The 13,800-nt window shown below is 70.7% G+C and carries 13 protein-coding genes, 1 other RNA gene, 1 pseudogene and 1 riboswitch; of the genes and pseudogenes, 11 read left to right on the top strand and 4 right to left on the bottom strand.

Features of this window, described 5'->3' with window-relative positions:
- Window positions 1–187 precede the first annotated feature (187 nt).
- Window positions 188–1,039, bottom strand: coding sequence for an oxidoreductase (locus DK412_RS02775; RefSeq protein ID WP_109970699.1), 852 nt, complete (start codon window positions 1,037–1,039; stop codon window positions 188–190).
- A 160-nt stretch (window positions 1,040–1,199) separates the two neighbouring features.
- On the opposite strand from DK412_RS02775, the gene DK412_RS02770 reads away from it, so the two are divergent.
- Window positions 1,200–2,516, top strand: coding sequence for an MFS transporter (locus DK412_RS02770; protein ID WP_109970698.1), 1,317 nt, complete (start codon window positions 1,200–1,202; stop codon window positions 2,514–2,516).
- 7 nt (window positions 2,517–2,523) lie between these two features.
- Here DK412_RS02770 and DK412_RS02765 read toward each other — a convergent pair whose 3' ends face one another.
- Window positions 2,524–2,934, bottom strand: coding sequence for a RidA family protein (locus tag DK412_RS02765; RefSeq protein ID WP_109970697.1), 411 nt, complete (start codon window positions 2,932–2,934; stop codon window positions 2,524–2,526).
- A 105-nt stretch (window positions 2,935–3,039) separates the two neighbouring features.
- On the opposite strand from DK412_RS02765, the gene DK412_RS02760 reads away from it, so the two are divergent.
- The 7 genes from DK412_RS02760 (at window position 3,040) to DK412_RS02730 (ending at window position 9,690) form a co-directional block, all read left to right on the top strand.
- Window positions 3,040–3,627: a TetR/AcrR family transcriptional regulator gene (locus DK412_RS02760; RefSeq protein ID WP_109970696.1), complete on the top strand. Its 588-nt coding sequence runs from the start codon at window positions 3,040–3,042 to the stop codon at window positions 3,625–3,627.
- 45 nt (window positions 3,628–3,672) lie between these two features.
- A riboswitch (TPP riboswitch) is annotated at window positions 3,673–3,775 on the top strand.
- Between the two features lie 45 nt (window positions 3,776–3,820).
- A complete protein-coding gene (locus DK412_RS02755; RefSeq protein ID WP_204165481.1) occupies window positions 3,821–4,948 on the top strand; it encodes a hypothetical protein in 1,128 nt (375 codons plus the stop codon).
- Complete coding sequence (locus tag DK412_RS02750; RefSeq protein WP_109970695.1) at window positions 4,945–6,399, top strand: acyl-CoA reductase; 1,455 nt, start codon at window positions 4,945–4,947, stop codon at window positions 6,397–6,399. The genes DK412_RS02755 and DK412_RS02750 overlap by 4 nt, the downstream gene beginning before the upstream one ends.
- Complete coding sequence (locus DK412_RS02745) at window positions 6,389–7,183, top strand: ABC transporter ATP-binding protein (protein ID WP_109970694.1); 795 nt, start codon at window positions 6,389–6,391, stop codon at window positions 7,181–7,183. Before DK412_RS02750 ends, DK412_RS02745 begins: the two co-directional genes overlap by 11 nt.
- A complete protein-coding gene (locus DK412_RS02740) occupies window positions 7,180–7,929 on the top strand; it encodes an ABC transporter permease (RefSeq protein WP_109970693.1) in 750 nt (249 codons plus the stop codon). The genes DK412_RS02745 and DK412_RS02740 overlap by 4 nt, the downstream gene beginning before the upstream one ends.
- Before the next feature lie 7 nt (window positions 7,930–7,936).
- Window positions 7,937–8,926, top strand: coding sequence for an ABC transporter substrate-binding protein (locus DK412_RS02735; protein WP_109970692.1), 990 nt, complete (start codon window positions 7,937–7,939; stop codon window positions 8,924–8,926).
- Window positions 8,923–9,690 (top strand): SDR family oxidoreductase, encoded by a 768-nt coding sequence (locus DK412_RS02730; protein ID WP_109970691.1) that lies wholly within the window; start codon window positions 8,923–8,925, stop codon window positions 9,688–9,690. The genes DK412_RS02735 and DK412_RS02730 overlap by 4 nt, the downstream gene beginning before the upstream one ends.
- 650 nt (window positions 9,691–10,340) lie before the next feature.
- On the opposite strand, the gene DK412_RS02725 is transcribed toward DK412_RS02730, so the two are convergent.
- Together DK412_RS02725 and ssrA are read right to left on the bottom strand one after the other, a co-directional pair.
- Window positions 10,341–10,988: a ClpXP protease specificity-enhancing factor SspB gene (locus DK412_RS02725; protein WP_109970690.1), complete on the bottom strand. Its 648-nt coding sequence runs from the start codon at window positions 10,986–10,988 to the stop codon at window positions 10,341–10,343.
- A gap of 43 nt (window positions 10,989–11,031) precedes the next feature.
- Window positions 11,032–11,396, bottom strand: a transfer-messenger RNA (tmRNA) gene (ssrA, locus tag DK412_RS02720).
- Between the two features lie 66 nt (window positions 11,397–11,462).
- Between ssrA and DK412_RS02715 the strand changes: the two genes are divergently transcribed.
- The 3 genes and pseudogenes from DK412_RS02715 to DK412_RS02705 all read left to right on the top strand — a co-directional run.
- Window positions 11,463–12,173: a type II CAAX endopeptidase family protein gene (locus DK412_RS02715; protein ID WP_109970689.1), complete on the top strand. Its 711-nt coding sequence runs from the start codon at window positions 11,463–11,465 to the stop codon at window positions 12,171–12,173.
- 156 nt (window positions 12,174–12,329) lie between these two features.
- Window positions 12,330–13,124 carry a thymidylate synthase gene (locus tag DK412_RS02710; protein WP_109970688.1) on the top strand — a complete coding sequence of 265 codons (795 nt, stop codon included), beginning with the start codon at window positions 12,330–12,332 and terminating at the stop codon, window positions 13,122–13,124.
- A 2-nt stretch (window positions 13,125–13,126) separates the two neighbouring features.
- Window positions 13,127–13,612, top strand: a pseudogene (locus DK412_RS02705) (dihydrofolate reductase); the annotation flags it as partial.
- Between the last annotated feature and the right edge of the window lie 188 nt (window positions 13,613–13,800).

Raw genomic sequence — 13,800 nt, 5'->3', positions numbered from 1 at the left:
TCTCCCGTGTGGGAGAGGGGTAGGGGTGAGGGTGGCGCGCTTCAGGATAGATCTGAACCGTCACGCTGCCAGCACCACGCTCAGCGCTTCACACTGAAGCACGCCACCCTCACCCCCGGCCCCTCTCCCACACGGGAGAGGGGAGACGTGCTTTATCTTCATAAAATGAGATTGAGCAGAAACAGTATCACGCCCCCGCCGGATAATCCGCCCCGCGGCTCACCGCCTCCGACGCCTCGATCTCCGCGAGCCGCGCCCGCATCCGCTCGGTCACCGCCTCGAAGCCGAAGGCGCCGAGCACGAGGTGGCGCGGCGGCGACGCGCTCTCGGTCAGCCGGATCATCGCCTCGGCGGCGCGGACCGGGTCGCCGGCCTGGGTGCCGCTGTTTCCGGCGGTGGCCTTCATGCGGGCGCCGGCGGTCTCGGCGTAGTCGGCGATCCGGCTCGGGGTCTGCACCAGCGAGCGGCCGGCCCAGTCGGTACGGAACGGACCGGGCTCGACGCAGGTGACCCGGATCCCCAGCGGTCCGACTTCCGCCGCCAGCGCGTCCGACCAGCCCTCGACCGCGTGCTTCGTCGCCGCGTAGTAGCCCGAGCCCGGAAACCCGATCAGCCCGGCGACCGACGTGATGTTGATGACGTGCCCGCTCCGTTGCGCCCGCATCACCGGCAGCACCGCGCGGGTGAGGGCGAAGAGCCCGAAGACGTTGGCGTCGAACTGGGCGCGGATCTTCTCGTCCTCGCCCTCCTCGACCGAGGCCTGGTAGCCGTAGCCGGCATTGTTGACGAGAACGTCGACGCGGCCGAACCGCGCCTCGGCGCCCTTCACGGCCGCCGCGACCTGATCGGCCCTCGTCACGTCGAGGGGCAGGGCCAGCACCCGGTCCTCCGCCCCGGCGGCGAGGTCGGCGACCCGGGCGGCGTCGCGCGCCGTCACCACGGCGCGCCAGCCGCGGGCGAGGACGAGCTTCGCGAGTTCGCGGCCGAAGCCGGTGGAGCAGCCGGTGATGAGCCAGACGGGCGTCGATGTCTGCGTCATGGAGAGGAGTTCCGAAGATGGCGGCCGTGCTATGACCGGTCGTCCGGACCATCGCGGGACGTGCGACACAGGTTCCGCCGGAACGGCTGTCACACCCGCCCGGTTGAGGCGTGGTTGCCCGACCTTCCGCCCCGATCGGGGCCCGCAGATTCGAGCGAGCATGACCGCGCCGGCCGTGACATCCCCCGACAAGGAACCGTTCTGGTCGGCGCTGTTCACCGACCGCCGGATCGCGCCGGCGCTGGGGCTCGGCTTCACCTCCGGCATCCCGTTCCTGCTCGTCTACGGGACGCAGGCCGCGTGGCTGTCCGACGCCGGCCTCTCGATCGCCCTGATCGGTCTCCTGAGCGAGATGACGCTGGCCTACAAGTTCAAGTTCCTGTGGGCCCCCTTCCTCGACCGCTACGACCCGCCGCTCCTCGGGGCGCGCCTCGGCCGGCGCCGCGGCTGGATCGTGGTGGCGCAAGCGGCCGTCATGGCGATGCTCGCCGGCATCGCCTTCGGGGATCCGGCGCACTGGCTCGCCTGGACGATCGCCTTCTCGGTGGCGCTCGGATTCGCCGGGGCGACCCTCGACCTCGTCGTCGACGGCTGGCGCATCACCAGCGTGCGGCCGCCCGAGAAGCAGGCCGTGCTGTCGTCCTGGACCGAGATCGGCTGGCGCATCGGCAACCTCGCGGCAGGGGCCGGCGCGCTGTTCCTCGCCGACCGGATCGGCTGGCGCGGCGCCTACCTCGTCATGGGCGCGCTGATGCTGGTCGGCATGATCGCGGCCGTGCTCGCCCCGGAGCCGCCCTCGGACAAGGTGCCTCATCCCGCCCGCGCCGGCCTCGTCGACACGGTCTGGGCGCCGATCCGCGATCTTCTCTCCCGCCTCGGCCCGATGGCGCCGGCGATCCTGCTGCTGGTCGCGGGCTTTCGCATGCCGGGCTACGTCGCGACCGCGATGGCGGTGCCGCTGTTCAAGCACCAGGGTTTTTCGAACACCGACATCGCCACCGTCACCAAGCTGTTCGGCTTCTGGATCGGGCTCGGCGGCACCTTCCTCGCCGGCGCCCTCATCCCGCGGATCGGCATGCTGCCGAGCCTCCTCGTCGGCACCGTCGCGGCCTCGGCCTCGCACCTGAGCCTCGCCTACCTGGCGGCGCATGGCGGCGACGGCGGCCAGGCCTTCTGGACCTTCGCGGTCACCGTCGGCATCGACAACTTCGCCTACGCCTTCGCGTCGGTGGTGCTCATCACCTACATGTCGACGCTGGCCTCGACCGAGCACGCGGCGAGCCAGTTCGGGCTCCTGACCTCGCTCTGCGCCTTCCCGGGCAGTGTGCTCGCCGGGTTCTCCGGCTTCCTCGTCGAGCGGACGGGATTTCCGCTGTTCTTCGTCCTGACCTCGCTCATCGGCGTGCCGGTGGCGCTGCTGGCCTTCACCGTCTGGGCCAAGGTCGGCATCTCCGACGAGGCGCCGGCGAAACCCTGATCCCGGATCAGGCGGTGCCGGGAATCCGTGCGATCACCTTGATCTCGAAGTCGAATCCCGCGAGCCAGGTCACGCCGACCGCCGTCCAGTTCGGGTAGGGCGCCGCCCCGATCGCACGATCGCGCACCCGCATCACCGCGTCGAACTGCGCCGCGGGGTCGGTGTGGAACGTCGTGACGTCGACGACGTCGTCGAAGGTGCAGCCCGCCGCCGCCAGCACCGCCGAGAGCCGCGCGAAGGCGAGCGCAACTTGCGCCTCGAAATCGGGCTCCGGCGAGCCGTCCTCACGGCTGCCGACCTGACCGGAGACGAACAGGAGGTCGCCGGAACGGATCGCCGCCGAGTAGCGGTGCTCCTCGTACAGGGCCTGCCGGCCGGGCGGGAAGACGGCGTCGCGCTTGGTGGGTGCCAGGGCCATGGATCGCTTCCTCGATTTGAGATACGTGACGTATGTGAGAGAGCATGGATACGCGCCGTATGTCAACTCACATACGTGACGTATGTCGAAACGGGTGGGGTCGCGATGGCTGGACGACGCGCGCAGATGATGGAGGAGACGAAGGAGAAGCTCATCCGGACGGCGAGGGCGGCCTTTGCCGAGAAGGGCTTCGCTGCCGCCTCGATGGACGAGCTGACCGCCGCCGCCGGGCTGACGCGGGGTGCGCTCTATCACAATTTCGGCGACAAGAAGGGTCTGCTCCAGGCGGTGATCGAGCAGATCGACGTCGAGATGGCGGCGCGTCTGCGCGCAATCGGCGAGCGGGCCTCCGACCCGTGGCGCGGCCTCCTCGACGAGTACCGGGCCTATATCGAGATGGCCCTGGAGCCGGAGATCCAGCGCATCCTCCTCCTCGACGGCCCGGCTTTCCTCGGCGATCCGTCGCTGTGGCCGAGCCAGAACGCCTGCCTCGCCGAGACGACGCGGCGCATCCAGGCCCTCGTCGCGGACGGGGCGATCCCCCCGGTGGACGCGGAGGCCGCCGCGCGGCTCCTCAACGGCGCCTCGCTCCACGCGGCTTTGTGGGTCGCGGCGTCACGGGAGCCGGAGGCGACCTTGGCGAAGGCGCTCGAGGCGTTCGGGCGGCTGGCGGAGGGGTTGGCGCGTCCTTGAGCCCAACTTGACACCCGTCCCCGCACCCCCCACTCTCCCCGGCTCCCAGGGGGGCCTCGCGAGGAGGCTGAGATTCCGCCGGTCCGGATCCGTCCGGGCGCCGCGGTGACCCTATGAACCTGATCCGGGTCATGCCGGCGTAGGGATGCGGGACCGGCGAGGGCTCAGGGCCGTCACAGCCGTCTTTTCGCGCATGATCTCCGCCGGACTGGCCGTCGCCCGGGATGGGCGCGAGGTGGCCGTGATGTCGCAAGCGGAGATCGTCGAGGCCCTCCTCGACTTCATCGGACGCCCCGGCGCGAGCGAGGCCGAGTTCGAGGCCCTGGCCCTGCGGGTCTTCGCCTACCAGTTCACCCATAACGCGCCTTACCGGCGCTTCGCGCAACAGCGCGGGCGCACGCCGCTGACGGTGCGGCGCTGGCGCGACATCCCGGCGGTGCCGATCAAGGCGTTCAAGGACCTCACCTTGAGCTGCTGCCCGCCCGACGAGGCCGAGCGGGTGTTCATGACGAGCGGCACGACCGGCAGCGGGCGCGGCCGCAGCTACCACCCGACGCTCAAAGTCTACGACGCCTCGATGCTCACGGGCTTCGCCGCCCGGATCATGCGCGGGCGGGAGACGATCCGGATGGGCATCCTGTTCCCGGACGAGGCGGCGCTGCCGAACTCCTCCCTCGCCCATTACCTGGCGCTGGCGAAGGACACCTTCGGCACACAGGACAGCGCGGTCTTCGTCGGTCCCGGCGGGCTCGACCTCGACGCGCTGCTGGCAGTGCTGGCGCACGCCGAATCCACGGGCGAGCCGGTCGCGCTGCTTGGCGCCACCTACGCCTTCGTGCCGGTGATGGATGCGCTGACGGCCCAGGGCCGCCGCTTCGCCCTGCCGGCGGGCAGCTTTCTCTTCGACACCGGCGGCTTCAAGGGCCAGTCGCGCGAGATCCAGCCGGACGCGTTCTACGATGGGCTCTCGCAGGCCTTCGGGATCCCGCGGAGCGAATGCTTCAACATGTACGGCATGACCGAGCTGAGCACCCAGTTCTACGACGACGGCAACGCGGTCTGTCCGCCGGTGAAGTCCGGCCCGCACTGGATCCGCAGCCGCGTCGTCGATCCGCTGACCGGCCAGGATCTGCCCGAGGGCGAGACCGGCGTGCTGGTCCACCACGACCTCGCCCATTTCAACTCGGTCTCGGCGATCCTGACCGAGGATGCCGGGGTGATCGCGCCGGGCGGCTTCCGGCTCCTCGGCCGGGTCGAGGGCTCGGCCTCGCGCGGCTGCTCGGTCGCGGTGGCCGAGTTCCTGGCCGCCGCGCAGGGATGAGCACTTTGGAGCAGGCAGGCCACCTGCCGGGCATCCCCTCCGAGAAGATCGGCCGGCGCATCGTCGAGCACAGCGCCTGGGGCGAGACCGTCGCGGTGGCCCTGCCCGACCTCGACGAGGATCAGGCGAAGGCCCTGTGCGGGCATGTCCGCGCCCGCGCCCGCGCGGCCCTGCGGCGGATGGAGACCGCGCGGATCGTTGCGGCGATCGACCGGGCGAGCGCCTGCCTGCTCGACCGCGCCCACCCGCTGCGCCGCAAGGCGGAGGCGCTCCTGCCTGTCGTCACCGGCTACGACAGCGAGACGGTGCGGCTCGGCCTGTCGAGCTACCTGAAGACCTTTAGACGGCCGCAGCTCCTGCGATTCCTCGCCGAGGATTTTTGCAATCCGGGCGTGCTCGACGGGTTCCAGCCGGCGGTGAAGGGCGGGTTCGTGCGGGCGCGGGGGCCCGACCTGCTGCTCCATGTCTGGGCCGGCAACGTCCCGGCCCTGCCGCTGTGGAGCCTCGTCTCGGGGCTCCTGGTCAAGGCCGGCAGCATCGGCAAGCTCGCCTCCGCCGAGCCGCTCACCGCCGGCTGGTTCGCGCACCTGATCGCGGAAAGCGATCCCGAGCTCGGCGAGTGCCTGGCCGTCACCTGGTGGAAGGGCGGGACCGGCGGGGCGGAAGGTGCCTTTCTGGCCCAGGCCGATTGCGTCATGGCCTATGGCGGCGACGAGACCCTGACGGCGTTGCGTGCCAAGGTGCCGGTCACCACCCGGTTCCTGCCGCACGGCCACCGCATCGGCTTCGCGATGATCGCCCGCGAGGCGCTGGACAGCCGCCGCGCCGGGCCGCTGGCGCGCCTCGCGGCCCACGACATCGGGCGCTACGAGCAGCAGGGCTGCTACGCGCCGCAGATGCTGTTCGTCGAGCGCGGCGGTCCCGTCACGCCGGACGAGTTCGCCCGCCACCTCGCCCACGAACTCGCGGCCCTGGCGAGCCGCCACCCGCGCCGGCGGCTCGATCCGGGCGAGGCCGCCGCCATCGCGGCCTGGCGCAGCACCCACGAGATGCGGGCCCTCGACGGGAGCGCGACGCTGCTGGGCGATCCGGCCGATCCGTGGAGCGTCGTCCTGCTCGCTTCCGCCACGGGCTTGAGCCCGTCCGGCCTCAACCGCAGCGTGGCCGTGGTGGCGGTGGAGGATCTCGCGGAGGTGCCGGCCCTGGTGGCGCCGCACCGCGCCTATCTCCAGACCGCCGGCATCGCCGCCGCCCCGGCGCGGCTCTTCGCCCTCGCGGAGGATCTGGCCGCGATCGGCGTCACCCGGATCACCGCGATCGGCCGCATGACCGCGCCGGAGGCCGGCTGGCACCATGACGGCCGCTTCAGCCTGCTCGACCTCGTCACGATGACGGAGATCGAGGCGAGTGCCGAGGCGGCGGCGGAAGGCTTCGCGCCCTATGCCGACTGAGCCGTCTCTCGCCCTCGCCCTCGACGGCGTACGCTACCGCTTCCCCGGCGATCCCATCGAGACCGTCGCGGGCGTCGACTGGGCGATCCCCCGCGGGGCGATCCACTGCCTGCTCGGCCGCAGCGGCTGCGGCAAGACCACCCTGCTGAAGGTCGCCGCCGGGCTGCTCGCGCCGGATGCCGGCACGGTGCGGATCGACGGGCGGGCGGTGAACGGCCCGGCGCCGAGCGTCGGCTTCGTGTTCCAGGCCCCGACCCTGCTCGCCTGGCTCTCCGCCCTCGACAACGTGCTCCTGCCGGTCTCGCTCGCGCGCCGGCCGCGCGCGTCCGACCGCGAGGCCGCCCGCGACCTCCTCGCGGCCATGGGCCTCGGCGACCTGACGGAGCGCCGCCCCGCCGCCCTGTCGGGCGGGCAGCAGAGCCGGGTGGCGATGGCCCGGGCGCTGGTGACGCAGCCGGACCTGCTCCTCCTCGACGAGCCCTTCGCCGCCCTCGACGCGCTGACCCGCGAGGAGTTGCAGGACGATCTCCTGCGCCTCTGCGCCTCCCGCGGCACCGCGGCGCTCTTCGTCACCCACGACATCGCCGAGGCGGCGTATCTCGGCGACCGGGTCGGCGTGATGGCGGCCGGGCGCCTGGTGCACGAGGGCGCGGTGCCGCTGCCGCGCCCCCGGCCGCCGGGAATCCGCTACGAGCCCGCCTTCGGGGCTGTCTGCCGCGCGCTCCGCGCGATCATGGATGGTTCCTCGGACGGCCCGCCTCCCGCGATCGGACGGGCGGCGTGAGGACACGGCTTGCCTCCGCCCTGCTGCTGGCGGCGTTGCTCTGTGCCTGGGAGGCGTGGTGCCGCTCAGGCCGCGTTTCGCCCCTCGTCCTGCCCGCCCCCTCCGCCGTCACGGACACGCTGTGGGGCGAGGTGGCGTCGGGCCGGCTCTGGCCGCACCTGCGCGTCACCGTGACGGAGATGGCGCTCGGCCTCCTCGCCGGCACTTTCCTCGGCCTCGGCGCCGGAATCCTGCTGGCGGAATGGCCGGCGCTCCACCGGGTGCTGCGCCCCTACGTGCTGGCGAGCCAGCTGGTGCCGAAGCTGGCGCTCGGCCCGCTGCTCATCCTGTGGTTCGGCTTCGGCCTGACGCCGACCGTGGTGATCACCGCGCTGATCTGCTTCTTTCCGCTCTTCGAGAATACCCTCACGGGCTTGGCCCAGGTCGAGCCCGGCCAGCGCGAGCTGTTCCGCATGCTCGGGGCGAGCCGCGCCCAGACCCTTTTGCGCCTGAAGCTGCCCACCGCCCTGCCGGTGATCCTCGCGGGGTTCCGCGTCGCCATCGTGCTCGCGCTCGTCGGCGCGGTGGTGGGCGAGTTCGTCGGCGGGCGCCAGGGCCTCGGCGCCTCGATCATCGCCGCCCAGAGCACGATGGATTCGAGTCTGATCGTCGCCCTCTTCGTGGTGATCACCGCCCTCGGGATGGCCGTCTACGAGGCCGCCCGGGGGCTCGAAACCCTGATCCTGCGCCGCTACGCCAGAGGTTGACCCCACCATGCGCGCGTTCCGCTTCCTCGTTCTCCTCGCCCTCGCCTGTCTCGGCTCCCCGGCCCTGGCGCAGAACTTGGACAAATTCACCGTCGGCGGCTGGAGCCAGCCGATCAGCGAGATCACCAACCTGCTCGCCGAGCCCGATCACGGGCTGTTCAAGGCCCGCGGCATCGCCCTCGACTACGTGCCGGGCAACGGCGGCGGCTCGGCGATCCAGGCGCTGCTCTCGGGGCAGGCCGACATCGCCTTCACCGACCCGGCCTCGTTCTACCTCGCCCTCGACAAGGGGGCGGACCTCGTGGCGGTCTACAACATCTACCCGCAGAACGTGTTCAACGTCGTCGCACCGAAGTCCCGCGGCATCCGCTCGGTGGCGGACCTCAAGGGCAAGCGCATCGGCGTCTACAGCCTGGCGAGCGGCACGCGCCAGCACCTGCTGCTGCTGCTCGCCGGCGCCGGGCTGAAGGAGGGCGACGTCACGGTCGAGGTCACGGGCCTCCTCAACTTCGCCCCCCTGATCCAGGGCCAGGTCGACGCGACGGCGGCCACCGATACGGGGCTGCTGGTCGGCCGCGCCAAGGGCCTCGGCGAGGTCGACGTGATCGAGGTGCGCGACCACCTGAACCTGCCGAGCGACATCTTCGTGGTGACGCGCAAGGACTACGAGGCGAAGAAGCCGCTCCTGACGCGCTTCCTCGCCGCCTACCGCGATTCCGCCGCCTGGATGATCGCCAAGCCCGACGAGGCGGCGCGGCTCGCCGTCACCCGGGCGATCAACGGGCGCGACGAGGCCATCAACCGCGAGGTGATCCGCCTGCGCAACGCGTCGAGCGTGTCGCCCACCACGGAGCGCGAGGGCCTCGGCCATTTCGACCTCCCGGTGCTGCAACAGGGCGCCGACCAGTTCCGCAGCCTCGGCCTCGTCAGTCGCCCCCTCGACATGGGCCAGGTGGTGAAGAGCGACCTGATCCCGGCGAAGGAAGCTACGCCGTGAGGTTCCGCGACCGCGCGATCCTGGTCACCGGCGCCAGCCGCGGCATCGGCGCGGCGATCGCCACGGCCTTCGCCTCCGAGGGCGGCCTCGTCGTCGTCAATTACCGCGAGAACCACGCCGCCGCCGAGGCGGTGGCGGAGCAATGCCGGGCGCTCGGCGGCCAGGCGCTCGCGGTCGCGGCCGACGTGACCGATCCGGCGGCGGTGGCGGGGCTCGCGGCGCGGATCGCCGAGGAGGTCGGCCGCCTCGACGCGATCGTCAACAACGCCTTCGCGCCCTACCGCTTCGACCCCGACCGCCGGGTGCGGTTTCGCGATGTGCCGTGGGACTCCTACCAGCGCCAGTTCGACGGGGCGGTGCGGGCGGCCTATACGGTGATCCAGACCCTACTCCCGCTGATGACCCGGCGCAGCGGGTCCGCCATCGTCAACCTGACGAGCGACCTCGTCGCGCGACCCAGCATCCCCTACCACGACTACACCACCGCCAAGGCGGCCCTCGTCGGCTTCAGCCGCAACCTCGCGGCCGAGCTGGGGCCGATCGGGGTGCGGGTCAATTGCGTCGCGCCGGGGCTGGTCGTCCCTACGGAGGCGAGCCGGGACACGCCGGAGGCGGTCCGCGAGGCGCTGATCGCCCAGACGCCGCTGCGCCGCCTCGCGACGCCGGAGGACGTGGCCGGGCCGGTGCTGTTCCTGGCGGGCGAGGAGAGCCGGTTCGTGACCGGGCAGGTGCTGTACGTGGATGGTGGTTTGGTGATGGGGTGAGGGGCTGCGCTGGCAGGCCATGCACTCACGGTCCCGCTGCACAGGGTCATCCCGGGGCTCGCCACAGGCGAGGACCCGGGATCCATAAACCGCCGACGAAACGTCGATCTCGGGCAAGCCCGAGATCGACGAGGCCGTTGACCCATCTCGAATTTTCGACCCCAAGCCAAAGGCTTGGCGAAAAGTCGAGAACGGGACCAAAGGTCGTTTTCAACGACCGTTGGTATGACACCTTCTATCCCGCCCACGACCTGTTCCTGAGGTGTCAGCCGATTGAAGATCGACTGAACTCGAAGGAGACCTATAGAAATACTTGAGAGAATTGGATGCCTCCTTCGAGGCTCCCGTTGGTCGTACCTCAGAATGAGATTGTATATAGGAAAAATTTAGTTTCTCGCCAGCAATATTCGCAAGTCAATGAGGCTCTCAGCGATTGAGAATTTCGAAATCTCGGCTTCGTCAAGGTCCAGGATGAGGTCGGGAGATGGCTTTCCGTCAGCGGAATTCATCGATAAGACAGATCAAAACAGCCCTCATTGCTTTACAATGAGGGCTGTTTTGATCTGTCGGAAGGCGGGCCGCATAGCCCGGATTAATGGGGGCAACGTCCGGGTTGGAGGGCCGACCCGGGATCCGTCCGGGCCCGGCGCTCAGCTCTTCTTGCGGAACGCGTCCAGGCTCACCACCGAGGCACCCTCCTGGGGAGCGTCGGTGCGCTCGGCAGCCTCATCGGCCTTCGGCTCGTCAGCGGCGTCATCCTTGGGCGAGGCGTCCTTGGCCGCCGGCTTGGCCTCGGCCTTCGCGGCGGGCACGATCTTCGGCAGGTTGCTGCCGATCGCCGGGACCTTCGGCGGCGCCTCGCTCGGCTCGGAGCCGGCGCCGCGGATCGCCCGCAGGGAGGTGGTGCCGGCGGGGGCCGCATCCTCGCTCGTCGCCGTGCCGTCGTTGAGCTCGAACTTGAGGCCGAACTGCACCGAGGGGTCGAAGAAGCCGGTCACCGCCTCGAACGGCACGAGAAGCCGCTCCGGCACGCCGGAGAACGACAGCCCGACCTCGAAGGTGTGCTCGGTGACGCCGAGGTCCCAGAACTGATGCTGGAGGACGATCGTCATGTCCTGCGGGTACTTCTCCCGCAGGCGCTGCGAGATCCGCACACCGGGATAATCGGTCCGGAACGAAACGTAGAAGTGATGCTCGCCGGCCAGGCCGTCGCGTGCCGCATCGCCCAGCACCTTGCGCACGACGTTGCGCAGGGCATCCTGCACCAGGAGATCGTAGCGAATCAGATCGTCTGCCATCAACCGTTGCCTGGCGCCGCATCGCTCGCGGGGAGGGAATTCGAGTGGAGGCTTCTGTTGCCAGGTGCCTCCGAACCCCGCCTATGCAGTGCTACCCGCTAGGACTTCGTTTGGTATTGGGGACCGCTTACGCGGCCACCGCCACCGGAGCAAAGTTGTCGTTGGCAACTATTGCATTGGCCCGATAACGGCGGAACCATGCCGAGCGAAAGCTCAACCTTTACGCCCTCGTCGATCCTATTTCGCCCCCGCCGAAGCCCGAACCGAACGGGCCGTTCCGGGCTTGGGTGGAGGCGCCGGGTACCGCCCCCGGGTCCGATAGGTTTATTTCGAAGAACGTTTATCGCCATAGCCGGCCTCGCGACCGGCAAGGCGAATATAGAGGGTCCCGTGCCGCTTTTGAAGCCCGCCGCGCGTCATTCTGTGACCGTTTCGCGATGTGATGCGCCGGCGCCAGCCCCCGGGGCCCCGAAAATGCATCCCCGGGGACGTCCCTGGCTCGGCGTCGCCGTCGCCATCCTGTGGGCGCTGGTCCTCCAGGTGGCCGCGTTCGGGCTCGTCTACGGGGCGGTCGCGGCGGTCGGTCGCCTGCCGGCCCTGCCGCCCGGGCTGGTACCGTTCCCTTCCTTGAGCGGCAGCGAGCGGGCGGTGCTCGCTCTCACGGTGCTGCCGCATGCCGCGCTCGCGCTCCTCGTCATCGCCGGTCGGATCCGGTCGGGCCCGCGCCTCGGCTTCACCCGTCCGGCCCTGTCGCGGCGCGCCGTGCTGCTGATCCTGCTCTGGCCGCCGCTCCAGGTCGCGGGCACCGCCCTGCTGCTTCTGCTCTCAGGCCAGTCGCCGGTCCGGGCCTGGCGGCTGTCGCCGTTCCTCACCGGCGAGGTGCTCTGGACCTGGATCCTGTGGCTGGTGGTGCTGGCGCCGCTGGCGGAGGAGATGCTGTTTCGCGGCGACCTGTTCGGGCGCCTCTCCCGACACTTGTCACCCGCCGCCACGGTCGCGGTCAGCGCCGGGGTCTTCGCGCTCTGCCACGCCGAACGCGGCCTGCTCCAGCCGGTCTCGGTCCTGCCCCTCGGGGTGGCCTTGGGGATCATGCGGCTGTGGACCGGCAACCTGTGGCCCTGCCTCGCGCTCCACGCGGCGAGCAACGGCGCCGTGATCCTGGCGCGGGTGTGGAGTACCGTCTGATTCCGCGTCCGGGGCGCTGCGATTCCGGCCGCGCCCGCGTTATCCTGCCGGGCTATGCGGCCGGGGCGGGACACCGCCTCCCCGTTCAGAGCCCTTGGAAGCCCGCCGGGCGCCGCACGGCGCCCCGGGCCGTTTATCACGCGGAGGATGTCCGCCATGCGCCCCTACCACGCCCTCCTCCAGCGCATCCTCGACGACGGCGTCGAGAAGCACGACCGCACCGGGACCGGCACCCTGTCGGTGTTCGGCCACCAGATGCGCTTCGACCTCGCCGAGGGCTTCCCGCTCGTGACGACGAAGCGGCTGCACCTGAAGTCGATCATCCACGAGCTGTTGTGGTTCCTCGCCGGCGACACCAACGTCGCGTACCTGCAATCGAACGGCGTGACGATCTGGGACGAGTGGGCCGACGAGCACGGCGACCTCGGCCCGGTCTACGGCCGGCAATGGCGATCTTGGGCCAAGCCCGACGGCGGCAGCGTCGACCAGATCGCCTGGGTGCTCGACGAGATCCGCCGCAACCCGGATTCGCGCCGCCTCGTCGTCTCGGCCTGGAACCCGGCCGACCTCGACCGCATGGCGCTGGCCCCCTGCCACTGCCTGTTCCAGTTCTACGTCGCCGACGGCCGGCTCTCGCTCCAGCTCTACCAGCGCTCGGCCGACGCCTTCCTCGGCGTTCCGTTCAACATCGCCTCCTACGCGCTCCTCACCCACATGATGGCGCAGGTGCTCGATCTGACCCCCGGCGACTTCGTCCACACGCTGGGCGACGCGCACCTCTATTCCAACCACATCACCCAGGCGCGCGAGCAGCTCTCCCGCGAGATCCGCCCGCTGCCCCGCCTGCATCTCGACCCGTCGGTGCGCTCGCTGTTCGATTTCCGCTACGCCGACATCGGCATCGAGGGCTACGACCCGCACCCGGCGATCCGGGCGCCGGTGGCGGTCTGAGGATGCCGTCGCCCCGCGTCACCCTGATCGTCGCCGTCGCCAAGAACGGCGTCATCGGCCGCGACAACGCGCTGATCTGGCGCCTGCGCAGCGACCTGCGGCGCTTCCGAGCCCTCACCATGGGCAAGCCGGTGGTGATGGGGCGCAAGACCTGGGACTCGATCGGCCGGCCGCTGCCGGGACGCCGGGTGATCGTGCTGACCCGCGACCCCGCCTGGGAGGCGCCCGGCACCGAAGCAGCGGCCGGCTGGGACGAGGCCCTGCGGCTCGCCGGCGACGCGGAGGAGGTGATGGTGGCCGGCGGGGCCGAGATCTACGCGCTGGCCCTGCCGCACGCCCACCGGATCCACCTCACCGAGGTCGACGCCGCGCCCGAGGGGGACGCGCGCTTTCCCCCGCTTCCCGCTTCGTTCCGCGAGGTCGCCGCGGAGGCGCACCCGGCGGGTCCCGAGGACGAGCACGGGTTCCGGTTCGTGACGCTGGTGCGTCAGCCGGGGCACGATACGTGCGAGAGGGGGAAACCATCTCACAATTCCGGGTGCGGCGATGGAACTCCCGGGCCATCGCAGAAACCTTGAGAATTCGGCCGGCGCCGGTGGTTGCTTTCGCGTGAGCCTCGGCCGATATCGCAGGGGAGCAAGACCAGAGCAGTGCGAGTGCCGCGCGGGACGCGAGA

The organism is Methylobacterium sp. 17Sr1-1, from assembly GCF_003173775.1.
In the GTDB taxonomy this organism is placed as follows: domain Bacteria; phylum Pseudomonadota; class Alphaproteobacteria; order Rhizobiales; family Beijerinckiaceae; genus Methylobacterium.
Note: the sequence above shows the minus strand (reverse complement) of the source record. Positions and strands in the feature narration are given on the sequence as shown.

Bases quoted from the DNA above. Each gene is read 5' to 3' on its own strand.
- DK412_RS02715 (WP_109970689.1), top strand. From the start codon at position 11,463: ATGCATCCCCGGGGACGTCCCTGGCTCGGCGTCGCCGTCGCCATCCTG.
- DK412_RS02750 (WP_109970695.1), top strand. From the start codon at position 4,945: ATGAGCACTTTGGAGCAGGCAGGCCACCTGCCGGGCATCCCCTCCGAG.
- DK412_RS02725 (WP_109970690.1), bottom strand. From the start codon at position 10,988: ATGGCAGACGATCTGATTCGCTACGATCTCCTGGTGCAGGATGCCCTG.
- DK412_RS02775 (WP_109970699.1), bottom strand. From the start codon at position 1,039: ATGACGCAGACATCGACGCCCGTCTGGCTCATCACCGGCTGCTCCACC.
- DK412_RS02760 (WP_109970696.1), top strand. From the start codon at position 3,040: ATGGCTGGACGACGCGCGCAGATGATGGAGGAGACGAAGGAGAAGCTC.
- DK412_RS02765 (WP_109970697.1), bottom strand. From the start codon at position 2,934: ATGGCCCTGGCACCCACCAAGCGCGACGCCGTCTTCCCGCCCGGCCGG.
- DK412_RS02735 (WP_109970692.1), top strand. From the start codon at position 7,937: ATGCGCGCGTTCCGCTTCCTCGTTCTCCTCGCCCTCGCCTGTCTCGGC.
- DK412_RS02745 (WP_109970694.1), top strand. From the start codon at position 6,389: ATGCCGACTGAGCCGTCTCTCGCCCTCGCCCTCGACGGCGTACGCTAC.
- DK412_RS02710 (WP_109970688.1), top strand. From the start codon at position 12,330: ATGCGCCCCTACCACGCCCTCCTCCAGCGCATCCTCGACGACGGCGTC.
- DK412_RS02755 (WP_204165481.1), top strand. From the start codon at position 3,821: ATGATCTCCGCCGGACTGGCCGTCGCCCGGGATGGGCGCGAGGTGGCC.
- DK412_RS02770 (WP_109970698.1), top strand. From the start codon at position 1,200: ATGACCGCGCCGGCCGTGACATCCCCCGACAAGGAACCGTTCTGGTCG.